The sequence below is a fragment of the Aquibacillus saliphilus genome (assembly GCF_020404745.1).
Lineage (GTDB): Bacteria > Bacillota > Bacilli > Bacillales > Amphibacillaceae > Aquibacillus > Aquibacillus saliphilus.
Map to the genome: position 1 here is coordinate 98,891 of NZ_JAIZAP010000005.1, position 24,285 is coordinate 123,175.

24 protein-coding genes and 1 riboswitch are annotated in these 24,285 nt (G+C 35.9%); of the genes, 2 read left to right on the forward strand and 22 right to left on the reverse strand.

The annotated features are described in order from the left end of the window. Positions 1-57 precede the first annotated feature (57 nt). The 8 genes from LD272_RS07235 to LD272_RS07265 form a co-directional block, all read right to left on the reverse strand. Complete coding sequence (locus tag LD272_RS07235) at positions 58-1,239, reverse strand: SIS domain-containing protein (protein ID WP_226035935.1); 1,182 nt, start codon at positions 1,237-1,239, stop codon at positions 58-60. A gap of 119 nt (positions 1,240-1,358) precedes the next feature. Beyond that, positions 1,359-2,075 (reverse strand): GntR family transcriptional regulator, encoded by a 717-nt coding sequence (locus LD272_RS07240; protein ID WP_226035936.1) that lies wholly within the window; start codon positions 2,073-2,075, stop codon positions 1,359-1,361. A gap of 215 nt (positions 2,076-2,290) precedes the next feature. Next, positions 2,291-3,190 carry an ROK family protein gene (locus LD272_RS07245; RefSeq protein WP_226035937.1) on the reverse strand — a complete coding sequence of 300 codons (900 nt, stop codon included), beginning with the start codon at positions 3,188-3,190 and terminating at the stop codon, positions 2,291-2,293. 77 nt (positions 3,191-3,267) lie between these two features. After that, positions 3,268-3,435 carry a DUF6903 family protein gene (locus LD272_RS21750; RefSeq protein WP_439647384.1) on the reverse strand — a complete coding sequence of 56 codons (168 nt, stop codon included), beginning with the start codon at positions 3,433-3,435 and terminating at the stop codon, positions 3,268-3,270. A gap of 1 nt (position 3,436) precedes the next feature. Then, positions 3,437-5,596, reverse strand: a complete 2,160-nt coding sequence (gene gnpA / locus LD272_RS07250; RefSeq protein ID WP_226035938.1) for a 1,3-beta-galactosyl-N-acetylhexosamine phosphorylase — start codon at positions 5,594-5,596, stop codon at positions 3,437-3,439. A gap of 9 nt (positions 5,597-5,605) precedes the next feature. Continuing rightward, the gene (locus LD272_RS07255) at positions 5,606-6,487 is read right to left on the reverse strand and encodes a carbohydrate ABC transporter permease (RefSeq protein WP_226035939.1); all 882 of its coding nucleotides are present in this window, start codon (positions 6,485-6,487) and stop codon (positions 5,606-5,608) included. Between the two features lie 17 nt (positions 6,488-6,504). Continuing rightward, complete coding sequence (locus LD272_RS07260; protein WP_226035940.1) at positions 6,505-7,290, reverse strand: carbohydrate ABC transporter permease; 786 nt, start codon at positions 7,288-7,290, stop codon at positions 6,505-6,507. 193 nt (positions 7,291-7,483) lie between these two features. After that, entirely contained in the window at positions 7,484-8,884 is a 1,401-nt protein-coding gene (locus tag LD272_RS07265; protein WP_226035941.1) for a carbohydrate ABC transporter substrate-binding protein, read from the reverse strand. A 152-nt stretch (positions 8,885-9,036) separates the two neighbouring features. Here LD272_RS07265 and LD272_RS07270 point away from each other — a divergent pair, with 152 nt between their 5' ends. Next, positions 9,037-9,876, forward strand: a complete 840-nt coding sequence (locus LD272_RS07270; protein WP_226035942.1) for an AraC family transcriptional regulator — start codon at positions 9,037-9,039, stop codon at positions 9,874-9,876. A gap of 641 nt (positions 9,877-10,517) precedes the next feature. Here LD272_RS07270 and sufB read toward each other — a convergent pair. The 9 genes from sufB to LD272_RS07315 all read right to left on the reverse strand — a co-directional run bounded on the left by sufB (position 10,518) and on the right by LD272_RS07315 (position 19,116). After that, positions 10,518-11,924, reverse strand: coding sequence for a Fe-S cluster assembly protein SufB (sufB, locus tag LD272_RS07275; RefSeq protein ID WP_226035943.1), 1,407 nt, complete (start codon positions 11,922-11,924; stop codon positions 10,518-10,520). Positions 11,925-11,963: 39 nt separating this feature from the next. Further along, entirely contained in the window at positions 11,964-12,404 is a 441-nt protein-coding gene (sufU, locus tag LD272_RS07280) for a Fe-S cluster assembly sulfur transfer protein SufU (protein WP_226035944.1), read from the reverse strand. Beyond that, a complete protein-coding gene (locus tag LD272_RS07285; protein WP_226035945.1) occupies positions 12,394-13,614 on the reverse strand; it encodes a cysteine desulfurase in 1,221 nt (406 codons plus the stop codon). The genes sufU and LD272_RS07285 overlap by 11 nt, the downstream gene beginning before the upstream one ends. Beyond that, positions 13,614-14,921 (reverse strand): Fe-S cluster assembly protein SufD, encoded by a 1,308-nt coding sequence (gene sufD, locus LD272_RS07290; protein ID WP_226035946.1) that lies wholly within the window; start codon positions 14,919-14,921, stop codon positions 13,614-13,616. Before sufD ends, LD272_RS07285 begins: the two co-directional genes overlap by 1 nt. 15 nt (positions 14,922-14,936) lie before the next feature. Continuing rightward, positions 14,937-15,722 (reverse strand): Fe-S cluster assembly ATPase SufC, encoded by a 786-nt coding sequence (sufC, locus tag LD272_RS07295; RefSeq protein WP_226035947.1) that lies wholly within the window; start codon positions 15,720-15,722, stop codon positions 14,937-14,939. Positions 15,723-16,136: 414 nt separating this feature from the next. After that, on the reverse strand, positions 16,137-16,277 hold the full coding sequence (locus LD272_RS07300) for a YuzK family famiily protein (protein WP_226035948.1): 141 nt from the start codon (positions 16,275-16,277) through the stop codon (positions 16,137-16,139). Between the two features lie 238 nt (positions 16,278-16,515). Further along, complete coding sequence (locus LD272_RS07305; protein WP_226035949.1) at positions 16,516-17,403, reverse strand: MetQ/NlpA family ABC transporter substrate-binding protein; 888 nt, start codon at positions 17,401-17,403, stop codon at positions 16,516-16,518. Between the two features lie 26 nt (positions 17,404-17,429). Then, positions 17,430-18,098, reverse strand: coding sequence for a methionine ABC transporter permease (locus LD272_RS07310; protein ID WP_226035950.1), 669 nt, complete (start codon positions 18,096-18,098; stop codon positions 17,430-17,432). Then, positions 18,091-19,116, reverse strand: a complete 1,026-nt coding sequence (locus LD272_RS07315) for a methionine ABC transporter ATP-binding protein (RefSeq protein ID WP_226036041.1) — start codon at positions 19,114-19,116, stop codon at positions 18,091-18,093. The genes LD272_RS07310 and LD272_RS07315 overlap by 8 nt, the downstream gene beginning before the upstream one ends. A 237-nt stretch (positions 19,117-19,353) precedes the next feature. Then, a riboswitch (SAM riboswitch) is annotated at positions 19,354-19,467 on the reverse strand. Between the two features lie 162 nt (positions 19,468-19,629). Between LD272_RS07315 and LD272_RS07320 the strand changes: the two genes are divergently transcribed. Beyond that, the gene (locus LD272_RS07320; protein WP_226035951.1) at positions 19,630-20,061 is read left to right on the forward strand and encodes a TlpA family protein disulfide reductase; all 432 of its coding nucleotides are present in this window, start codon (positions 19,630-19,632) and stop codon (positions 20,059-20,061) included. Between the two features lie 23 nt (positions 20,062-20,084). Here the strand turns inward: LD272_RS07320 and LD272_RS07325 are convergent, their stop codons facing one another. From LD272_RS07325 to LD272_RS07345, 5 genes are all read right to left on the reverse strand, one after another. Then, a complete protein-coding gene (locus LD272_RS07325) occupies positions 20,085-20,402 on the reverse strand; it encodes a thioredoxin family protein (RefSeq protein ID WP_226035952.1) in 318 nt (105 codons plus the stop codon). 17 nt (positions 20,403-20,419) lie between these two features. After that, the gene (locus LD272_RS07330) at positions 20,420-20,770 is read right to left on the reverse strand and encodes a toprim domain-containing protein (RefSeq protein ID WP_226035953.1); all 351 of its coding nucleotides are present in this window, start codon (positions 20,768-20,770) and stop codon (positions 20,420-20,422) included. 175 nt (positions 20,771-20,945) lie between these two features. Beyond that, a complete protein-coding gene (gene gcvH / locus LD272_RS07335; RefSeq protein WP_226035954.1) occupies positions 20,946-21,332 on the reverse strand; it encodes a glycine cleavage system protein GcvH in 387 nt (128 codons plus the stop codon). Between the two features lie 76 nt (positions 21,333-21,408). Next, entirely contained in the window at positions 21,409-21,765 is a 357-nt protein-coding gene (locus LD272_RS07340) for an arsenate reductase family protein (RefSeq protein ID WP_226035955.1), read from the reverse strand. A gap of 725 nt (positions 21,766-22,490) precedes the next feature. Beyond that, positions 22,491-24,275 carry an acyl-CoA dehydrogenase FadE gene (locus LD272_RS07345; protein WP_226035956.1) on the reverse strand — a complete coding sequence of 595 codons (1,785 nt, stop codon included), beginning with the start codon at positions 24,273-24,275 and terminating at the stop codon, positions 22,491-22,493. Between the last annotated feature and the right edge of the window lie 10 nt (positions 24,276-24,285).

Below are 24,285 nucleotides of genomic sequence, written 5' to 3' on the forward strand. Positions count from 1 at the left end.
ACGTTTTTACATTTACTGTAAGTGCTATCATTTTTTTGTTAGAGGCTGATGTTGCCTCTATTTTCCATCAGTATAATCATATATCGTAACACCTTGCACCACACGGTTTACACGACCATCTGGACTTGGATTATCTGGTGTAATACATAATTGTAGTGATTTCTTTAATGACAAGGTTTGGGCAAAAATTACATATAGCAATGCCAAATTAAAATCACTTGACAGATCTTCTTCTCCAAAATTTACATGAATGGACCAATCTGCAAGTTGTTCCACTTCTTTATCAAGTTTTTCGGATAGAGCAATCACCTTAATTCCAGAATCATCTCCTGCTAATTCACGTAAAATATCCATATCATATTTTCTAGTATAAGGATCTTCTGACATAAATAAGACAACAACGGATCTATCATTTAAAATTGATTTAGGTCCATGTCGAAAACCTAAAGATGATTCATGAATAGCAACAACTTTACCAGCCGATAGCTCAAGCATTTTTAACGAAGCCTCATGTGCTAACTGACCAAGTAAACCAGACCCTAAATAAACAATTCTTTCAAAATCAAAGGTGAGAATCTTATCAATCTTATCCGTAATAGAATCTATTAGACGCTCTGCATTTACAATTAATTGTTTCTGTTGACTACCTGTAAATTCAGTTACAGAGAAAATAGAATAAGCAGCAAGAATCATACTCGTGAAACTGCTAGTCATAGCAAAAGCTTGATCGTGAGCTTTTTCCGGCGTTAATACCGTAATACTATTGCTATCATCTTTAATGTTTTGTGCTAATTTACCATCTTTGTTACACGTAATAACAACTTGATAGAAATTGTCTATGATTTGTTTCCCTAACGAAACAGCCGCGACACTTTCTGGACTATTCCCTGATCTTGCAAACGAGACTAATATAGTAGGTTTATCTTTAAACAGGTATCCCGAAGGATTTGACACAATATCCGTTGTAGGAACTGCTTCAAATTCAACATTTGATTGATTTTGTTTCTGTAATTCCGGGACTAATGTATCTCCTACAAATGCGGACGTTCCAGCCCCAGTTAACACAACACGTACACGATCATGTTTTTTATAAATAGAATCAATGAACTCCTGAATGGAGGCCTTATTATTAAAAAGCGACTCCAACATTTCCTTCCAAACACCTGGCTGTTGGTAAATCTCATTAGCTGTATTTACTGCTTTGCTGTTTTCTAACTCTTCAGCTGATATGTTAAACATTTTACATCCCCCATACTTTTTTATTTCTAGTAATCTATCATTAATACTGGTTATGTTGTCATTACCAGTTAACTTAAAAAATATACTCTATTAAGGTATCTTGCTACTTAATAGAGATATTAATTTAATTCAACAGTATAATCAAATTTGTCTCCTCGTGCCACACTAATTGTATATTCGATTAACTGATTCTTACGGTAAGCGAAGCGCTTGATAAGCATAGAAGGGCTATTCGTTATCATACCTAGATACTCAGATTCCACTTCACGTATATTTGTAGCAGAAAAACGTTCAATTGCTTTAGTCACAACAACCTTGTAATCATCGTGAAAAATATCATACATTGGTCTTTCCTCTAAATCTTTTTTTGTTAATCTAGGGAAAAATTTCTTAGGCAAATAGGATGTTTCATACATTAAAGGCTCATCATCTGCCAGACGCAAACGAACTACCTTGAACACTTCATCTAGCGGCACGAGGTCCATTTTCTGTGCCACACGTTCATCAATCGCTATTTCCTTAAAAGAAAGGACTTGTGTAGTCGGAGTCTTACCCATCTCTTTCATTTCTTCCGTAAAGCTATAAAGCTTAACTAAATTTTGGTTAATTGACTTAGGAGCAACAAAGGTCCCTTTTCCATGTAACTTATAAATATAACCCTCTTGCTCCAACTCCTGCAAAGCTTGTCTAACTGTTATTCGACTTAAATTATAGATATCACATAACTCGCGCTCTGAAGGCAGCTTTTGATGCTGCTCGTATTCCTCGGCTTCAATTTTCTTAATTAAATCTTCTATTAATTGCAGATATAAAGGAACCCTACTATTTCTATCCAATTATATATTGTCACCTCCAATAAACTTCATTAAAAATTATTGGTTATAACCAGTTGAATACAGTTTAATATACTAAACTCGAAATGTAAAGGGTTTCTTTTAAATGTTTTTTCATAGTATCTATTATTATTCACTTAGCTTTCTATTTGCTTCAACCCTGTATCTCATTTTAACACTTTCTATTTTCTAACTAACGGAAATCACTACCTAGTCTTTCAGCTATTTAATACACTTAATCCTGCCCCAATAAGTCCTTGGTCATTGTCGCGACTTACATGCATTTCACCTAATATATGTCTCTGTTCATCAATCATGTAAGGATACAGTTTTTCTTTCACTATCTCCAGTAAAAAGGGATTATTTGTAGATACACTCCCCCCAAATACAATCTGTTGTGGGTCGAGCAAGCTATTAATCATATACACACCTTGAGCTAATGCCCCTGCCATATTGTCAATAAGCTGAATCGCATCGGGATCACCCCTGTTAAACGCGACAAATAGATCTGATGTCGTTATTGCTTCATTTGAAAACAATTTCTTCGCCCTTTTTTCCAATGCTAGCCCTGAAGCTGCTATTTCCAGTCTTTCCATCTGCTTTTCGATATTCGGTGTAAAAACAGGAATTAAACCTAATTCTCCAGCAAATCCATTTCCGCGGATAAATTCCCCTCCTTGGATAATAGAACAGGATATTCCTGTACTAATCGTCATATATACAAATAATTCATTTTTTTGTAAACCGGCTCTTTTCCATTCTGCAAATGCTGCCATGTGCACATCGTTGTCGATTACTATCCGGTCTATCCCCAGAGAATCTTTCAGTCTTTTTGCAAATGGAAAGTTCGCCCATGGCAAATTGTTTTGGAAAATAGCTACCCCATTCTCCCGGTCAACCTTACCTGGTATTCCAGCACCAACGCCATAGATTTCACCGACTGGAATACTCGTTTGATTCAAGAGCTGATTAATACATGTAACCACTTGTGTATACATGCTCTCTTTATCCATGGCTTTACTTTTAACTATTTCCTTTTGACCTAGCTCACCCTTTTCGTTCACTAAACCTGCTGCGATCTTTGTACCACCAATATCAAGTCCAATCGCGTATTTCATTTAATCCCCTCCCTCTCTCGTTTCAATAAAAGACAAAACTAACTGGAGTTAATCCAATAAGTTTTGCCTGTTTCTTTTCAAACAAATTTTCTATTATAATTCCACAGTAAAAAAAGTAATCCTGCTAAACCGATTAATTGAGTCAGTAATTCCACCTTGCCTACAGTTCTTTGCCCATTAATAATTAGAAACATACAAAAGAAAAAAAAGATGATTTTTAAAAGCTTCTTAATGTTTTCATTCACCTTAATATTCCTCCCATATAATTTCGCTTGGTTCTAGTGTCAACATATGCGTTTTTCCTAATCCGTCATAGATAGTAGTAGTTTGTTTTTCATTTGAATTATTTACAGTTGCATAAATTGCAGCTTCTGGATAAGCGTGAACCTCACAATGGACGTTTGAAGCATACCATTTTTTAAGTTCATTCTCTTTATTTGCTGCAAAGAATAAGGATCGCATCAAGAGACGAGTGTTCTCATAGCTATAAGGTAATCCAGCCATATAAACACTTCTGCCATTTCCAAAGGAAGAACTGGAGAGCTGGATTCCTTCATTGGAGCATCTAATAATCTCGGTATCCTTAGTTAATGCATAAATATTCCTTACATCTTCTCCAAAGTTATACTCAGTAAGATCTTCCTTAATAAAATGCGTCGCGACAGCTTCCATAAAGTATTTATTAGTTGATAAGCTGTACCCTAATTCCTTATCAACCCCTAATAGGTTTGCTAGTTGAAAAAAGTGTCCTTGGGAATGGCAGGCCGTTGGTTCACCAACACCGATAAAACCTCCCCCATTATATACCCACTTCCTTAAGGTTGATGCCAGCTCTACGTCAAGCCATTTTTCTCCACCAGAAAAAGCCGTTCCCGCGTCCCCTGCATTAATGATAACATCAACATCTTCAGGGATTCCCTCTTTAATGACATCATCAAAACTGATAAATGTTACCTCTACTGCTGAACCACTTAGTGCTTCTAAGATACCTTGATAGGAATATGCTTGTTTATACCATTTTCCATGTGCCACCATATGTGTTTGCCAAGTTCTAATTTTCCCCCAAGAATTAAGAATTGCTACTTTGATGCCCGTATATGGTTGTATATCTTTAATTTTTTCATAGATTTCACGAAATTCATCGGTGATTTTTTCTACATAACTGACAAACTCAGGGAATTTATAAGCCAAACTCGGATATCCACCATAACCGATTCGATCAAGAGGTTTGCGCATTAGCGCTCTTCTCGCAGTCATCCAATTTTCATTGGCTTCCAAAACCGGATTATTCCCCTCATAAAAAGTATCAGGGAAAAAGTAGGGCAAGAACCTACCTTCTGTATATTTAACATGTGGAATATCTGCAATCATTCGTAATGTAGATCCATCCCCAACACTACCAACAACTGCATCAATGCCTATTTCCTTAAAATAGTCTCCATAAGGTTCTGTTCCAATCCAGTTATCACCTAAAAACATCATTGATTCCTTGCCGCTTTCCCGCACCATACTAACAAGTTTTTTAACTTCACCCGCAACAAATTGCTGAATAAAATCCATGTAATCCAAATAGGCCTGAGTCGGAACACGGAATGTCGTATTATAATATCCTTGATCAACAATGTCTTCTGGTCTTAATTGATAGCCTTTCTCTTTTTCAAATGCTTGAAGTGCTGCAACGGAAACACTTGCGCCATAACCGAACCAATCAACAAATTTTTCTTTACCTAGATTATTAAATATTAGGGTAAAATGATAAAAAAAGGTGGTAAATCGAACAACATCTGTATCAGGGTTTTCCTGCAGCCACTTATTTAAATAGTCATTTACAAATTGATTCGAAAAAGGCTGACGAACATCAAAGGGGATATCATGCGGCGTATCTCCCCAATCGTTTGTAATATGATTATACATCTGGGTCGGATCCCACTTCATATATACAAGGAAAGAAATTGTGTACTCATGCCATGCTTTTGTATCATGGATTAAAACAACATTCTCATCTTTGATGACCTCCCATTTATCCGGATCAATCACATCTCCAGTTGTACGATCAATGACTTCCCACCAAACCTTTGGATTATTAATATAATCCGGTTCTACCTGTTCATCAAAATACCCCTTCATAAATGGAACAGATAATTCATTGCCTGTTGCAGTATTATGTTGTGACATTAGATATAATTGCTGCATTTCTTCAGGATGCTGCTCTGCAAACTCATTATGATTTCGTGCTACAAAATATGTTGTATAAATTTTTGCATTTAATTGTTTCAGCTCATCATCCAGCTTCGTTCCATCACTGTCTCGCAGAGAATCTGCACCCCAACGCACCATCAATTCCTTTGTTTCTTCTAAAAAGTTCTGTTCACTCGGTAACGTCACTCGTCCTGTTAATTTTTTCATCTTTACCACCTATCCTTTCAATCCTCCAACTGTCATACCTTGAGTTAAACGTTTTTGTACAAAAATATATAAAATTAATGTTGGTAGCATAACTATCACCATTCCAGCGTACATTGGTCCATAATTAACTGCCGAGCGTTCAGCTGCCATTAGGTTTAATAAACCAACTGGCAATGTCTGATTTTCTCCAGGCATTAAAGTTAATGCCAGAATATACTCATTCCAAAACAATAAAAAATTGAACAAGATAACGATTACTATACTCGGGATTGCCATTGGTAACATGACAGAAAACATTGTTCTATAATAACCCGCACCATCTATGCTTGCCGCTTCTTCGAAATCAGACGGTAGTGTCTCAAAATAACTTGAAAGCAAAAAAATGGTAAACGGCAATGCTGTAGCCGCATAAATAAAAGCAAGAACCAACCGATTATTTAACAATAATCCTTCGCCAAATATTGTGTTCATAACCGTGTTCCAATCCAGAAGCATTAGAAAAATAGGTACAGCAATGTAGCTTACATTTATAAATAATCCTGCTTTAACAAAAGAGTTAATAAAACCGTTTCCTCTAAATTTAAATCTAGATAAAACGTAGGCTGCAGGTAAAGCTACTACTAGTAGAATTAATAGCGCAAATACTGTAACCACAATTGAATTTAATAGATATTCACCCATTTGCGCTTCATTAAATGCTTCGATAAAATTTTCAAAGTGGAAACCAACTGGCATTGCCCACGGACTTCCATAAAATTCAGCGTTCTCTTTAATGGATGCTAAGAACACCCATCCAACTGGTACAATAATAAAAATGGCAAGTGTAATTAGTGCCACATAAATGAATAGTTTAAATAAGACCTCTGTACGTGGACCATTTGATTTACTCATAACCGTGCAAACCCTCCTTAGTACTCCAGCACGTCGCGTTTAGTAATATGGTTTACAATAGCAGCGAGTGCAAATGAGAAGATAAAGACAACTACACCAATCGCCATTCCATAGCCATAGGTTGAATTCCCATAAGCTTGGTCATACATATAGGAGAGGAAGACTTCAGTTGATCCATCAGGTCCTCCACCTGTCATCGCTTTTACGAGTAGGAAGCTTAAATTAATCGTACTAATAATATAAAAAGTTAATGTTGTCCTTATGGTATTCCAGATTAAGGGCAAGGTGATGTTGGTAAATTGCTTCCATTTGCTAGCTCCCTCCAATGAAGCAGCCTCATAAAAGCTTGGCGGAATACTAGCCATGCTGGACATATACATCACCATGTAATATCCAATTGCCTGCCAGACTAAAGCACCTGCAACACTATAAATAATAATGTCCTGATCACCTAGCCACATTTGCTGGAAATTTTCCAGGCTGAGTGTTCCAAAGATACTGTTTAATAAACCACTGGATGGGTCATAAATAGCCGAAAAAACACCCGCAATAACTACAATCGATAGAATATTTGGTACATAGAATATTACTCTGAAGAAATTCCCACCAGGAATCGTTTCTTTTGTTAAAACAGCTGCAAAAAACACCGCAATTAACAAGGTAAAAATAGCGACGACTACTATTAATAGAATTGAGTTTTGGAAGGATTGGATGAAATCTACATCATTCCAAAGTGTTATAAAATTATCAAACCCTACAAATTCTTTGGTATTGGAAAAACCTCCCCAACGATAAAGAGACATTCGAAATACCTCAAATGTTGGTACAACCATAAAGGAAAAAAATAAGAGAATTGCAGGAGTTATACATACACCAATAAATATATTTCTAGAAGTTGTTTTCTTCAGGGTAGTCACCTCTCTTCAGAAAATAAATCGGCGAGTCAGTATTTACCCGCCGTTTATTACTGAACTTAAATTTCATACGTTAAATCCCCTAATTCATAGCTTCTCTTAGCTTATCACTAGCTTCTTCAACACTGGCCCGCCATTCTTCAATTGTAATTTTTCCACTGATCACACTGCCAATAGTTCCATACAAAGTATCACCCATATTTACACCGGCTACTGGTTCAGTCGAAGCAAAGGTTCCCATTGCAGGGAGTACATCTTCGTCATCATAAATACCGTAGAAGATTTGCTTTTGTCCATCAAGCTGGTCGGTAATTCCTTCAATTGGCTGTACTGCACCAGCTTCTAAAAAGATAGATGATGCTTCATCTGAATACATGTACGTAATAAAGTCTTTTGCATCAACTTTGTTTTCAGCAGCAGAAGGGACCCATATTTGCTCAAAGAAAGTAAATGCATAACGGTCTCCACCATCCTCAAATGCTGGAATGGATGTCATGCCCCATTCAAAGTTATCTGCTCTAGGTGCTTCTTTCATTTCATCAACTACCCAGTTACCATTTGGCATGAATAATGCTTTATTGTCTAAAACCAACTGTTGATTTTTTGTAAAGTCATTTGGATTCGCATTTGCAACCGTGTTTTTTTCTGTGTACGAAGCCAATTTCTCTATCGTTTCAAATACCTCTGTTGATTTATCAGACTCCCAAATACCATCTTCATAGGTCATTGCTGAGTTGAAGAAATCCGGTCCGCCTAATGCATACAACATAGAGCCAATAAATGTATCAAAATATCCTGTTGTTGGATACGTGAACAATGCAATTCCTTCCTCACTTGCCTTATCACCTAGCTCCCACATTTCATCCCATGTTTTTGGAACGTCCCAGCCCTTTTCTTCAAATAAACCAGCATTGTAAAATAATCCAGTCGGGCTGTAGAACATTGGTGCTAGATATGTTTCTCCATCCGCATAAGGGTTTGTAGCTAGTGTATCGGTAAACCCGTCAAGAATCTTTTCATTAACGGTACTATCTTCACCAGAAACTTTCTGGTCGAATATATCTGTAATATTTTCTAAGCCATTTTCCTTCATCAATGTTTCTGTCAATGCTTCAGGTCTTCCGGTTGCGAGTAAAACAACATCGGGATATTCCCCTGCCTGCATATTTGGGCGGATTACTTCTTCCAGATTCTTTTTAATGGTAAGTTCAATCTTTACATTCTCATTAGTCGTTTCATAGGAATCAGCAATCTTTTCCCACATGTCAGCACCATACGCTGACTCCAAAGCAGCAACATGTAGAGTTGTACCTTCTTCTTCATTTCCTTCCTCATTTGTTTCTTCATTTGTTTCTTCATTTGTTTCTTCATTTGTTTCTTCATTTGTTTCTTTACCTTCAGAACTTTTTGAATCACTACAAGCAACCAGTCCAATTGTTAAAAATAGAACAGATAAAGCAAATAATAGCTTTTTAACATTCATTCAAATGCCCCCTTTTTATTAATACCATACACTAATCCTATATGTAAAAAAGCGCTTTCACAATAAAAATCTTGTCGATATTTTTAGTTATATTGCTTTTTATTTATCCTAGCTATAAAATATAATTAAATCGATGTTAGGGAGTGTATATTATGTCCCATGAATTTTATGAAATGGAAGAAACTCCAACTGAACATACGCCTTTTAAACTCCTCTATATTACTCGCTCAGAATACGATAAAGGCTGGCACAGCACACAACATAGCCACTACTTCACGGAACTACTTTATATTGTAAAAGGAAAAGGCTATTTTGTATTAACAAATCATGAAATACCCGTAAAAGAAAATGATTTAGTAGTTATTAATCCCAATGTCGAGCATACCGAAAAATCCAATCACCAGGATTCTCTCCAATACATTGCGTTAGGAATTGAAGGTCTGGCTTTTTCACCATCTAAACATGATGATTCTCCTATGGGCTTGTACACATATCAAGAAGAACGTGAAGATATCTTATTTTATCTTAATAAATTATTGGACGAGGCGAAAAATAGCCACAAAGATTATGAATTTATCTGCCAGAATATAATTGAAATTCTGATTGTTAAACTGAAGAGAGAAAAGAATTTCACTATTGAGAAAACAGTAACAAAAAATATAAATAAAGCTGTTACACATACCATACATTATATGAATCAGAATTATCGAGATACGATTACACTGGACATACTAGCTGATGCTGGACACATCAACAAATACTACTTAGCACACCTATTTAAAAAGGATATGGGAATCGCTCCAATTGATTACTTAAATAACATTAGAATTAAAGAATCGAAAATTTTGTTAGAAATCACAAACTACAGTATTGCAGAGATTGCTGAAATCAATGGTTTTTCTTCTCAATCATTTTTCACACAAGCGTTTAAACGAATTACTAATCAGACACCATCGAGTTATCGAAAAGAATGTTTAATTAGACAAAAATAATAATGGAATAACATATTTAATAATATGCAGCACTTACTATTTTACGGTTTAATTGCAATCTACAGATGAACTTTTCGACTCTCTCATTCTCCAAACCATTGACCACTTAATTCTTTCAATAGCTCCCAAGGAGATTTTAGTCTCGTTATCAACTTCTGAGTAAAAAAAGTTTCAGGAGATCCTTCGGGTGTTTTTCAGGCTGAATGATTCCTTTTTATATAGGGTTATCCCTTTAAAATTTTGATTACGAAATGCTAAGCTGACTTAGTCCCTTGATATCTACCTCGTATCTTACTTTCTTTATGGGAGTTAGTCACAGCTGAGTTCTTTGTTTGGGGGTTGTTTTTAAAGAACTGGTAAAAGCTAAGCTTGAATTTTAAAGGAAGGTAACCAAATTTGTATCGATTGGATCAGAACAAAGAGGAATGTCAAATAAAAACCAGTGAGGAATAGATAGAAAAATACTTCTGATATCTATCTTGATGTCGTTGATTAAACCGATGAGGATGAGCTGAATAAATTCATCTCAACAAAAAAATCTCACAGAATCCTTATTTAATTTTGGGTAGGCACAAGAGGATATTCACAAAGAAAAAACCATGATGCAAATACTTTGCATCATGGTTTAACATTAAAAGGTATTAACCGATAGAACCTTCCATTTCGAACTTGATTAGTCGGTTCATTTCAACCGCATATTCCATCGGAAGTTCTTTTGTAAATGGCTCGATAAAGCCCATTACAATCATTTCTGTTGCTTCCTGTTCTGAAATACCACGACTCATTAGATAAAATAGCTGCTCTTCTGAAACTTTAGAGACCTTAGCTTCATGCTCCAATGAAATATTTTCGTTAAAGATTTCATTGTAAGGAATAGTATCAGAAGTTGACTTATTATCCATAATTAATGTGTCACACTCAATATTAGAACGTGCACCATCTGCTTTACGTCCAAAGTGAACGATTCCGCGATAGGTTACTTTACCACCATGTTTCGAAATTGATTTTGAAACAATAGTTGATGATGTGTTTGGCGCTAGGTGATGCATTTTAGCTCCAGCATCTTGGTGTTGACCTTTTCCTGCAATAGCAATGGAAAGAGTCATACCACGAGAACCTTGACCTTTTAAGATAACAGCTGGGTATTTCATTGTTAGTTTAGAACCAATGTTACCATCAACCCATTCCATTGTTGCATTTTCATCACAAATTGCACGTTTCGTAACTAGGTTATAAACATTATTCGCCCAGTTTTGTACAGTAGTGTAACGGCAATAAGCGTCTTTTTTAACAAAGATTTCAACTACAGCACTATGCAGGGAATTTGTTGTATAAACAGGCGCCGTACAACCTTCTACATAGTGTACAGATGCACCTTCATCAACAATAATTAACGTACGTTCGAATTGACCCATATTCTCTGAATTAATTCGGAAGTAAGCCTGCAGTGGAGTATCAACCTTTACACCTTTTGGTACATAGATGAAGGATCCTCCAGACCATACAGCTGAATTTAATGCTGAAAACTTGTTATCAGGTGAAGGGATCACCTTACCAAAGTATTCTTTGAATAATTCTTCATTTTCTTTTAGAGCTGAGTCGGTATCCTTAAAGATGATTCCTTTCTCAGTTAAGTCTTCCTTAAGACTATGGTAAACAACTTCTGATTCATATTGTGCGGATACCCCTGATAAATACTTCTGTTCAGCTTCTGGTATGCCTAGTTTATCAAACGTGTTTTTAATTTCTTCTGGAACTTCATCCCAAGAACGTTCTGATCTCTCGGATGGTTTTACATAGTAGGTAATCTCATCGAAATTTAACTCAGCGAGATCCCCACCCCATTGTGGCATTGGTTTTTTATAAAACTGCTCTAGCGCTTTAAGACGATAGTCGAGCATCCACTGAGGTTCTTCTTTCATTTTTGAAATTTCTACAACAATATTTTTAGTTAGTCCTTTTTCTGTTCGGAAAATAGAAACGTCTCTATCACTAAATCCATATTTGTAATCTTCAACTTCTCCAACTTCAGGCGCTTTTTTCGCCATTTTAAAACCTCCTATTTAGGTTATACGTCCAAAAGCTATCTACTTTTTCTTTTCATCTATTCCCTTTTCCATCGCTTTCCAAGCAAGCGTAGCACATTTAATTCGGGCAGGAAATTTAGATACACCTTGTAGTGCTTCGATATCACCTAAGTCAATCTCATCTTCATCTATTTCTTCACCAAGCATCATATCTGAAAAAATCTTTGACATTTTTAAAGCCTCGTCAATATTCTTTCCTTTTATAGCTTGCGTCATCATCGAAGCTGAAGATAGACTAATTGAACAGCCTTCTCCTTCAAATTTAGCATCTTCAACTTTTCCGTTATTTACTTGTAGGTGTATTTGTATTCTATCTCCGCAAGTCGGGTTGTTCATGTCAATCGTTAAAGATTCATCAGATAATGCACCCCGATTACGCGGATTCTTATAATGGTCCATAATCACTTGTCTGTACAACGTATCGAGGTTATTAAAAGACATCACCAAAGTACTCCTTTGTTTTGTTTAATCCTTCTACAAGCCGATCAATTTCTTCTTTTGTATTATACAAATAGAAACTCGCTCTTGCAGTAGAAGATACATCTAGCCATCGCATCAGAGGTTGTGCGCAATGGTGACCAGCACGAACAGCAATTCCTTCAGCGTCTAATACCGTTGCCGTATCATGCGGATGGACATCATCCAAATTAAATGTCACAAGACCTGCTCTTTCTTTTGGTCCATAGATCGTTAGACCATCAATTGTTCGCAATTGTTGTAAGGCATAGGAAGCTAACTCTGACTCATGCTTCTCTATATTCTCAAGTCCAATTTCTGTTAAAAAGTCAATAGCTGCACCTAAGCCAATTGCGCCGGCAATGATTGGTGTTCCGCCTTCAAACTTCCATGGTAATTCCTTCCAAGTAGAGTCATAAAGGTTTACAAAATCAATCATTTCTCCGCCAAATTCAACAGGCTCCATTTCTTCTAACAGCTGTTTCTTTCCATATAAAACACCAATTCCAGTTGGACCACACATTTTATGTCCAGAAAAGGCATAAAAATCACAGTCTAAATCTTGAACATCAACTTTAAGGTGTGGAATACCTTGCGCACCATCGACTAACATAACAGCACCATTTTGATGCGCTATCTGAGCTATTTCTTTTATAGGGTTTATCGTACCTAAAACATTCGAAACATGCATAATCGCTACAATTTTTGTTTTATTAGTAATTGCTTCCTTAACATCATCCAAGCTAATTGTTCCATTTTCTTGAAGTGGTAAATACTTCAACGTTGCTCCGGTCGCTTTAACAGCTTGTTGCCATGGAATAATGTTGCTGTGATGTTCCATAGGAGTAATTAGTATTTCATCGCCTTCAGTTAAGTTGTTACGAGCATAACTATAGGCAACTGTATTAATAGAGGTCGTTGTACCTCGAGTAAAGATTACTTGTGAAGTACTCTCTGCATTAATAAAGTTTCTAACCTTTTCTCTTGCACCCTCATACTGATCTGTTGCCCTAGTACCTAAGGTATGAACACCGCGGTGAACGTTTGAATTATGAAATTTATAGTAATTCTCAACTGCTTCAATTACAGCTAGTGGTTTTTGAGAAGTTGCCGATGAATCTAAATACACTAACGGTTGTCCGTTAACATTCTGGTCTAAAATAGGAAATTGTTTTCTAATGGCATTAACATCCATTAAAGTACTTTCCCTTCAATAACCTCTGTTAGTTGTTCCTTTACAGCCTTAATTGGAATTTCATTAACTACTGGAGCAAGGAAACCATGTATAATTAAACGTTCCGCTTCAAATCTCGAAATACCACGACTCATTAGATAAAAGATTTGTAATGGGTCAACACGGCCAACTGATGCAGCATGCCCTGCTGTTACATCATCTTCATCAATCAATAGAACAGGGTTAGCGTCACCTCTAGCATTTTCACTTAGCATCAATACACGTGATTCCTGCTCGGCATTGGATTTAGTTGCACCATGCTCAATTTTACCTATGCCATTAAATACCGAAGAAGCACTATCTTTCATAACTCCATGCTGTAAAATGTAGCCTTCAGAGTTTTGTCCGAAGTGTACGATTTTAGCTGTGAAATTTTGTGTTTGATCACCACGTCCAACAGTAACTGTTTTTGCATGTGAAATAGAATTATCACCAATCAAGTGAGTAATATTTTCAGAAACTGTATTACCATCATTCATTTGTCCTAATGCCCAATCAATTGTAGCATCACGATAAGCAACACCGCGACGATTCACATATACTGTAGTGCCTGCACCGAAATTATCAACTGCTCCAAATGACACTTTAGCATTGTCGTGTGCGATTACTTCTGTAACGATGTTTGCTACCGCATTTTCAGTCTTGTTATTAGAGACATAGTTCTCGACATAAGTTAAAGAACTATTTTCTTCAGCTACGACTATAACATGATTAAAAGAAGCTACTTCTAAATCTTCTTGCCAAAATATAGCCTGAAGTGGATCTTCAATAACTACATTTTTGGGAACATAGACGAAGACTCCACCATTCATTAATGCAGTGTGTAATGCAGTTAATCGATTTTCATCAATTGATACGGCATCTTTCATAAAATAACGTTGAACAAGATTGCTATGCTCTCTTATTGCTGAGAAAATATCAGTAAAAATAACACCTTTTTCTGTAAGTGAAGAGGATAATGATTGGTATCCAACAGATTGGTTACGTTGAATAATCAAATTCTTATTCTCATTTTCAAGATCTAACAATACCTTGATATCATTAGGTAATTCCTCTAATGAATCTATTTTTTTACCTTCAGCTTCATGTTTAAAATCTGAAAAGTTCCATTTACTTATATTCGTTTTATCCGGCTTAGGCATTGGAAGTGTATTTGCTAATTCCAATCCTTGAAATCGCAATGACTTCAACCATTCCGGTTCATTGAGACGCTCTGAATAACTGCTAACATAATCCTTCTCATATGGAAGTTTTGTATCTATAGCCATAATAACCCTCCTTACTTACGCTTTTTGCCCTACAACTTCGTTTTCGATACCTAATTCTTCTTTAATCCATTCATAACCTTCTGCTTCTAAGCGTTGTGCTAGTTCTGGACCACCTGATTTTACAACGCGTCCTTGCATCATAACGTGTACTTTATCTGGTGTAATGTATTCTAATAACCGTTGATAGTGAGTGATTATCAAACAACCGAATGATTCGTTACGTAATTTATTAATTCCTTTTGAAACTACTTTAAGAGCATCAATATCCAAACCAGAATCAATTTCATCTAAAATTCCGATAGCTGGTTTAATCATCATTAATTGCAAAATTTCATTGCGTTTTTTCTCCCCGCCAGAAAAACCTGCGTTTAGGTAACGTTGTGCCATGTTTTTATCCATTTCTAAATAATCCATTGCAGCATCCATTTCTTTAATGAACTTCATCAATGAAATTTGGTCACCCTCTTCACGGTGGGCATTGATAGAAGAACGTAGAAAATCGGAAGTTGTTACTCCGCTGATTTCACTTGGATATTGCATTCCCAAAAACAGACCTGCTCGTGCTCTTTCATCGACTTCCATTTCTAATACATCTTCGCCATCTAGAAGTACGCTTCCTTTAGTTATTTCATATTTTGGATGCCCCATTATTGCAGATGCAAGCGTAGACTTCCCTGTTCCATTTGGTCCCATGACCGCATGAAATTCTCCACCTGTAATTGTTAAATTAACACCTTTTAATATTTCTTGATCCTCAATAGTTACATGAAGATCCTTAATTTCTAACGTAGATCCCGCCATATATATACCTCCAGAACTTTATTATGATGATATTGTAGATATGGAAAAACTAAATCCATTCTCAATTTATTCTCATTACAATCTTATATCATTTCGAAACTATAATCAACAGATTCACTGTTCATTTGCACCTTTACTAACATATTTGTTATTTAAGTTATTTTTAAATTGATATCTATTATAAAATCATAGTTAGATTATCAATTAGTTAATGTCTAATAACACTATTTTAACAAATAACCTGAGCTCTTTCTAACCATTTAAATACTTCTATTATAGTTGAATTATTTTGCCCATTTATTAGTTGAATATGAAGTTTCAATCCAAGTCTTTTTATCAACTGGCTCTCCATTTTACAATTTCCTAGCCCAAAACAAAACCCCTTCACCGAAATCGGATAAGGGGTCAATTATACTATCTATGCATTTGGCGTTCCATTTCTTTAGATGTCTCTAAGCTTTTTCGATAGCTAGCTTCTCTCTTTTGTTCAACTTTTAGTAATTGAGATAACTTTCTACCATATTCAGCAAAACCCATACCATGAGATTGCTGCATAGCTTTTTCCATTTCAGCAGTATAAGTTAAATTTAACTCATTGCCTATAATAATGAATCATCCTTTCTGAATCTTAACAATAACAAGTTTACACTTGGTTAAATAATCTGACAATATTGATTTGTTCGACTCAGAAAGGATATATCTTTAGATTGCCTGATGTCAGAAATATAGTTCTCACATATCTAAAATACAATCTATTTCTTTTACTATTGTAAGTATTTCTTACAAAAGCCTATTAGTTAGCTCCGCCTACAGGTACAACTGCTCCATCATATGTTTCTGTAATAAAGCTTTGGATTTCTTCTGTCTGTAGTACTTCTACTAACTTATTAAGAGCTTCACTTTTTTCGTCTTCAGCGCGAGCAGCAATAACATTGACATAAGGCGAATCGGCACCTTCAATGAATAAAGAATCATCCAAAGGTGAAAGTCCTGCTTCGATTGCATAGTTTGTATTAATGGCTACTAAAGCATCTTCGTCTCTGTCATAAATTTCTGGTAAGACTGCTGCATCTACATCTGGAGAAAAAACTAAGTCCAGTGGATTTTTAACAATGTCTTCAATAGTAGCACTTGCTTTGTTTACACCTTCAGCAAGCTGAATTAGACCTTGTGATTCAAATAAAGCAAGGATGCGACCATGATCTGGAACAGAACGGCTAATGATCACCTCTGTCCCTTTCGGAATTTCATCTACACTATTAATATTTTTAGAATAGACACCCATTGGCTCAATATGAATTCCACCAATATTCACAAAATCATAGCCAAATTCAGCAATTTGTGATTCTAAGTATGGTGTATGTTGAAAATAGTTAGCGTCTAACGTTCCATTATCTAGGTCCTCATTAGGAAAAATATAATCTTGATATTGTTCAATTACTATTGAAACACCTTCTTCTTCAAGAAGTGGTTTCGCTTGCTCTAAAATTTCTGCGTGAGGCGTACTTGAAGCACCAACTGTAATTTCTGTAGGTTCACCTGTTTCATTTCCAGCAGTTTCCGATTCATTATCAGTTGCTTCATTCGCTTCATTTGAACTCTCATCTTCCTCAGAAGTTCCACATGCCGCTAGTACAATAATAAACAATGCTGTCAAAAATAGCGTTAAATACTTTTTCATCTTAATTCTCCCCTTTTTCTTTTTATTTATCTTTTATCTAATTTGTTCGTAAAGAAGTCACCAATAAATTGAAAAATAAACACAATGATAACAATCAGTACTGTACAAACAAAGACCACATCGAAAGAACGACGTTGGAATCCATAGAAATAGGCAAAATCACCAAGGCCACCCGCACCAATAATACCTGCTACTGCTGTGTATCCAATTAAAGCAATAGCTGTTACAGTAATTCCTGATACAAGTGCAGGCATTGATTCAGGTAATAGAACTTTAAAAATAATTGTTCTTGTTTTTGCACCCATCGACTTCGCAGCTTCAATTACCCCTTTATCAACTTCCCTTAAGCCAATTTCAACCAGCCTTCCGTAAAATGGTGCAGATCCAATAATAAGTGCTGGTAAGGCTGCGTTTGGACCTCTGATTGTTCCGACAACAAAATCCGTGAATGGAAATAGTAGTAAAATTAAGATAATAAACGGAATTGCTCTGAACACATTAACAACTGTGGCAACAACAAAGTTTAATAGTTTATTTTGCCAAAGGCCCCCTCGGGCAGTTAAGTAAAGTAAGAGTCCTAATAAGATACCGAAGATAAACGTCCCAACTAAGGAAATCAAAGTCATATAAAAGGTTTCACCAGTGGCTTCCCATAAGTCCGCTAACTTAACATTAGGAAAAAGTTCATTAAGCATTTGGTGCCACCTCCACTTCAACTGAAGTAGATGTAATAAATTCCATTGCTCTATTTATTTCCTTATCGTTTCCATCAATATGGACAACTAATGTTCCATAAGCACCTTTTTGCGTTTGAGTAATCTTACCTTGCAAGATATTAACATCTATATCAAAGTCTTTAGCGACTCTACTTATTAAAGCTCGATTCGTTGTTTCACCAACAAAATGCAATCTAATAACTGTGCCTGTTGTATATTCCTTTGTTAAAAATTCATATGCCTCATCTTGTTCCTTATCGCCCATTACCTGTTCTACAAATTTTCTTGTTACTGGTCGATTAGGATGTAAAAACACATCAAGTACTTCTCCATGCTCAACTATTTGTCCATTTTCCATAACAGCTACTCGGTGACAAATTTTCCGAATCACGTGCATCTCGTGAGTAATTAATATAATAGTTAGTCCTAATTTCTGATTAATATCAGTTAAAAGCCTTAGGATCGAATCAGTTGTTTCAGGGTCTAAGGCAGAAGTTGCTTCATCACAAAGCAATACTTTAGGATTATTAGCCAATGCCCTGGCAATACCAACTCGCTGTTTTTGGCCACCACTTAACTCAGACGGATATGAATCTTCTCTACCAGATAAACCAACCAATTTAATTAGTTCATCTACCCTCTCTAACCTCTCCGTTCTAGGAACACCCGCTATCTCTAATGGGAAGGCAATATTTTCTTTGATCGTTCTAGACCATAACAAGTTAAAATGTTGAAAAATCATGCCAATTTCTTGCCTAGATATCCGAAGATCTTTCTGGTTTAAAGACGTGATATCTTGTCCATCAATGATGATTTGGCCATCTGTTGGGTCCTCTAACCGGTTAATAAGTCTAATGAAAGTACTTTTACCAGCGCCACTATATCCGATCACTCCAAATATTTCACCTTTTTTTATTTCAAGGTTTAGGTCATCAACCGCTTGAATCGTATTAGAATTTGTTGTAAATACTTTTTTTAAACCATTTATTTTAATCAGGGTTTTTCCTCCTAACATTCGGCATACGTTCAATAAGGAAACATAGATTTCTCTTATCCTAACCATTCCAAAAATTATTAAACAAGAACAAAAGCGCAGGCGCCCTGCGTACACCAGATCTTGCTGTGGCTAACTTAGTAATTAATTATCCACACCAGTCCATTTTAATTTCTAGACAAATTAAAAAACGCCTCCTGTTCAGAGAACAGAAAGACGCAGAGTCAAGTACTTTCAGTTCTCTCATCTGCCAAAGCTTTCACACTTCGCAGGAATTGGCACCATTTTAAACAGTTACTGTTTAACGGTTGCCGGGTTTCATCGGGCCAGCCCCTCCACCTCTCTTGATAAGAGATTACTTATATTTTTTTGAATGGTTTATAACGCTAAACAAAATTCTAGCATGGGTGAATTACGGGTGTCAATAAATTATTCTTACAAATACATTAAATACTTTATCTACACACTAATAATCGTTATGATTGTTTTGAATGAAATAAGTTTGGAGTGAAAAAAATGAAAGCACCATTATTTAAATTACCTTATATTAACAAGGATGAAAACTATACTTTATCTGACGATTTAGGCAATATAGTTCTGATTACCTTTTGGACCTCGTGGTGTGCTGATTGTGGAGTTGATTTACCAATGAAGGAAAAATTTTTTAATTCCCTAAAAAGTAGTAAGGTTAAAATGCTAACCATTAATGTCTCAGGTAGAGAACGGAATTATGATTCTCCTAGAAGATATGCAGAAAAATATTTAACACAAACCAATCTTATGGACTTGGGGCGTGAAGTCTATGATTTGTATCAATGTTCAGGGGTGCCAACAACAATCATCATTGATGTTAACGGAGAAATTCACGAACAATTTGATGACAAAACAAACTTCTTATCAATAGTGGAATCAATGGGAAAGCTAATCGATAAGGATAAAAAGTTTTGAATAATAAAAAGATCAGAAACATCTCATTTCTGATCAAAAAACTTTAGTACATAGTTATAAATGTTTGTGACAGATTCAAAAGCATAGATACTATCTGCCATCTTCCCATTTCTCATTACCAATAGACATGGGACACTTCTGATTTGATTATGTATCATAAATTCTGGAAATAAGGAAGCGTTCATATCATAGAAAAAATCATCTTCAAATAGATGCTCAATTGTCTCAAGCATCCTTCTGGCTACCTTACAAGTACCACAGAGTGGCGTCTGAATGAAAATAAACGTGTATTCATTATCATTAATTACATTAGTAATTGTATCCGTATCAGCTAATTTCATTTCTTATCAACAGCCTTCTAAGTTAAAAAAATTGGATCGATAGCAAATCTACTGCCTAGTAGGGCAGTTGCTAACTCCGATTCTGGAGTTGCAGCTACCTCTCGATAAGTTTTATCAATATAAATATGTTCTGCATGTGGCAATTCAAATGATAACTGCTTACGCAACTTTTGCCCAGCGTTATCTTCGTCAACCAAGATAAAGACATCCTTGTTATCAAGATCAAAGTTAATTAACAATTCCTCTAACCGTTCAATTCCCAACGTTCCATTCGTGCAAATAATTTTGACTTCTTCATTGATTATTTTTTCAATTTGCATTTTATCTGTCCGGCCCTCTACAATTATTACTTTTTCTATATCCGTCATAGCTTACCACCTACTTATCGTATAGATATCATAGCTATAGTATAAGGAAAAAAGACAATTTAATAATAATCCCCTGTTACAGACTAGTAACAAGGGATTTTCTCTATTGCTTCTAATACATTGTATTATCATTTTACATTTTTATGAACATAATACAAAATGATTTAATTTTGACTTAATCCTCTTCTTTAATCATTTGTTCGTATTCTTCAGCAGTCATTAGATTATCAATTTCTGATAAGTCATTTGGTTCAACAACAATCATCCATGCTTTATCATAAGGCGACTCATTAACAAACTCTGGACTGGAATCTAGTTCCGCGTTTACCTCGACAACCTTACCACTTATTGGGGCATAGAGTTCTGATACAGTCTTTACTGACTCAACACTACCAAAGGGCTCATCCTCTTCTAACACATCACCCTCTTCTGGTAGTTCAACAAACACGATATCTCCTAGTTCGGCCTGCGCATGATCTGTAATCCCAATTCGTACTTTATCTCCTTCAACTTTCACCCATTCATGTTCTTCTGAGTAGCGTAATTCATTTGGTAAACTCATGTTATAACCTCCATTAAAATAAAGTCCATTTATAAATATAAAAGCTAGTCGCTTTTATTTCCAATATTTCGCACACCTATTTCCAAGTTTGCTCAAAAAACTCTTCTTTAAAACCTAGTGAAACATTATGTCCATCAGTTATTATTGGTCTCTTTATCAACATACCATCTGAAACAAGCCAGTCCAACATCTCACTATCAGTAGCATCCTTTAGTTTATCCTTCAATCCTAAATCTCGATATTTTTTTCCACTAGTATTGAAAAATTTCTTTATAGGATAATTACTAACATTTATAATTTCTTGTAATTCTTCTTTCGTCGGAGTGTCCTCAACCATATGTACCGTCCTAAACTCAACGTCATTAGCTTCAAGCCATTTTTTCGCTTTTTGACATGTTCCACACTTCGGATACCAATAAAAAGTTACAGTCATTCAAAAACCTCCTTTTATAAAAACATTTTATCATATTCCTTATTTGTATAATAAAAATTCACGCTGTTTTCCAAAAGATTATTGTTTTTGACACAATAACTATAAAATGCGACGTAACTTTTGCATGAACTTGCTATCTTTCACTCTAATTGAATTGACTGCCATACGGTCGCTTCAGCAGAATACTTCGCTTTCCGTGGGCACGGCCTTAGCCTCCTCAGAATCAAAGAACGATTCTTCCGGGGTCTTCGGCTCGTGCTGTTCCCACTGGAGTCTTCGTATTCTGCCTACGCTGGGTAATCGTGTTCTGGTTAATGAGTGGCTATATGCCTTGAAATCAACGTTCCGTGTTATTTCCCATTTGAACAGAAAGCTATTCTAAGCGGAGGAAATACTCGAAGACTCCTGCGGGAGGAAAGGCATAGATGAGACCCCGCAGTGCGCAGCACGAGGAGGCTCAGCAGCCACCCGCGGAAAGCGAAGAGTATTTCCGCAGCGCTGACATAGCACTCATCTTATAAAGAATATAAAAGGAAAACTACATTGCAGTTACGTCGCAATTTCTATCAACTCCGAAGATTTACAACAACACTTACATAAGAAAGATCAAAATATTCGACAATTGTATTACAATAGATAAATTTTAATCATACTTGAGATAATGATAATAAAAAAATCCCCCATTAAATTTCAACAGGGGAAAAGAAATCTATTTAGTTACTTTTCTAGACTACGTATTTTTCTTCACTAATAATCGCTTTAGCAACTTCTCGTTTTTTCGCAATAACATTTGTTGGATCATGTCTAGTTAGCTTACGCATTGCTGAGAGTGTAACTCTTAATGTATCACCCGATTCACTGGCGATAATTGTTTCTTTTGCGTGTGCTTCAATTCGGTTAAAAGCCTCTTGAACATAAACTTCTGTGTAGAGAATCTTTTGGTGGTTCTTTTCTTCTCCATTTCTCAATATAGCTTTTTCCGTTCTTAGAATGGCAGATTCCATGTTATAGACCTCAGAAACAATATCTGCAATGTTGGCTAATATTTCTTGCTCTTGTTCTAATTTTTGACCGAATTTTTGAGCAGCTATCCCTGCAGATAGCAAACCGATTTTTTTAGCATTTTTCAGTAAATACTTTTCCTTTTCTAATGTATCCGTTCCAACATCTTCAGGCATTAGCATCATTAGTTCTTCTTGTAAAGCTTGTGCCCTTTGCAATAACGGAAGTTCTCCTTTGATGGCCTTCTTCATTAAAGTTCCGGGAATTAACAATCGATTAATTTCATTTGTTCCTTCAAATATTCGTTGTATTCTAGAATCACGATACATCCGTTCCACTTCATACTCTTGCATAAAGCCATAACCACCGTGTATTTGAACCGCTTCATCCACAACAAAGTCCATCAGTTCGGTTCCAAATACTTTGTTTAATGAACACTCAATTTGGTACTCTGCGATTGCTTTTGCAATCTCTTTTCCGTCTCTTAGCTCATCCTCAGTCAGTTTCCCCATTCGTTGTTCAAACAGACCAACAGTTCTATAAACAGCACTCTCATTTACATACGTATTGGTAGCCATCGTTGCTAACTTTTCTTGAATAAGAGCAAATTTTGAAATCTGTGTATTAAATTGTTTCCGTTGATTCGCATACTTGGCAGAAAGCTCTATACCTCTTTTTGCTCCACCAATTCCACCAACAGCTAGTTTATAGCGACCAACATTTAATATATTAAAAGCAATCACGTGTCCTCTCCCAATTTCTCCTAATACATTTTCTACTGGTACTTTCGCTTCATCTAAAACAACTGTCCGTGTAGAAGAGCTTTTAATTCCCATTTTCTTTTCTTCAGGACCAGTTGATACTCCAGGAAAGTCCCGTTCAACGATAAATGCAGTAAATTTATCACCATCAATTTGAGCATAGACAATAAATACATCTGCGAATGCAGAGTTCGTTATCCATTGTTTTTCACCATTTAAAATATAGTGCGTTCCTTCCTCATTTAACTTAGCACTTGTTTTCGCTCCTAAAGCATCTGAACCCGATCCCGGTTCAGTTAATGCATAAGCCGCTAGTTTCTCTCCTGTTGCTAAATCAGGCAAGTATTTTTGTTTTTGCTCCTCTGTGCCAAAGAACACAATAGGCAATGTTCCAATTCCTACATGTGCCCCATGAGTGACTGAAAATCCACCAGATCGAGCAAATTTTTCAGTAATTAATGAAGAACTAATTTTGTCTAAACCTAGTCCACCATACTCTTCAGGGATATCAACACCTAGAAGTCCCAATTCTCCTGCTTTTTTTAATAACTCAACAGAGTGCTCAAATTGATGATCCTCTAATAAATCAACTTTTGGAATTACCTCTCCTATAACAAAATCCTCTGTTGTTTTTGCAATCATACGATGTTCTTCTGTAAAGTCCTCTGGTGTTATAATATCTTCTGGTGCTAAATCTTCAGTAATGAATGCTCCACCCTTAAAAACTTTTTCTTTAGTTTCTCCCATAATAACGCTC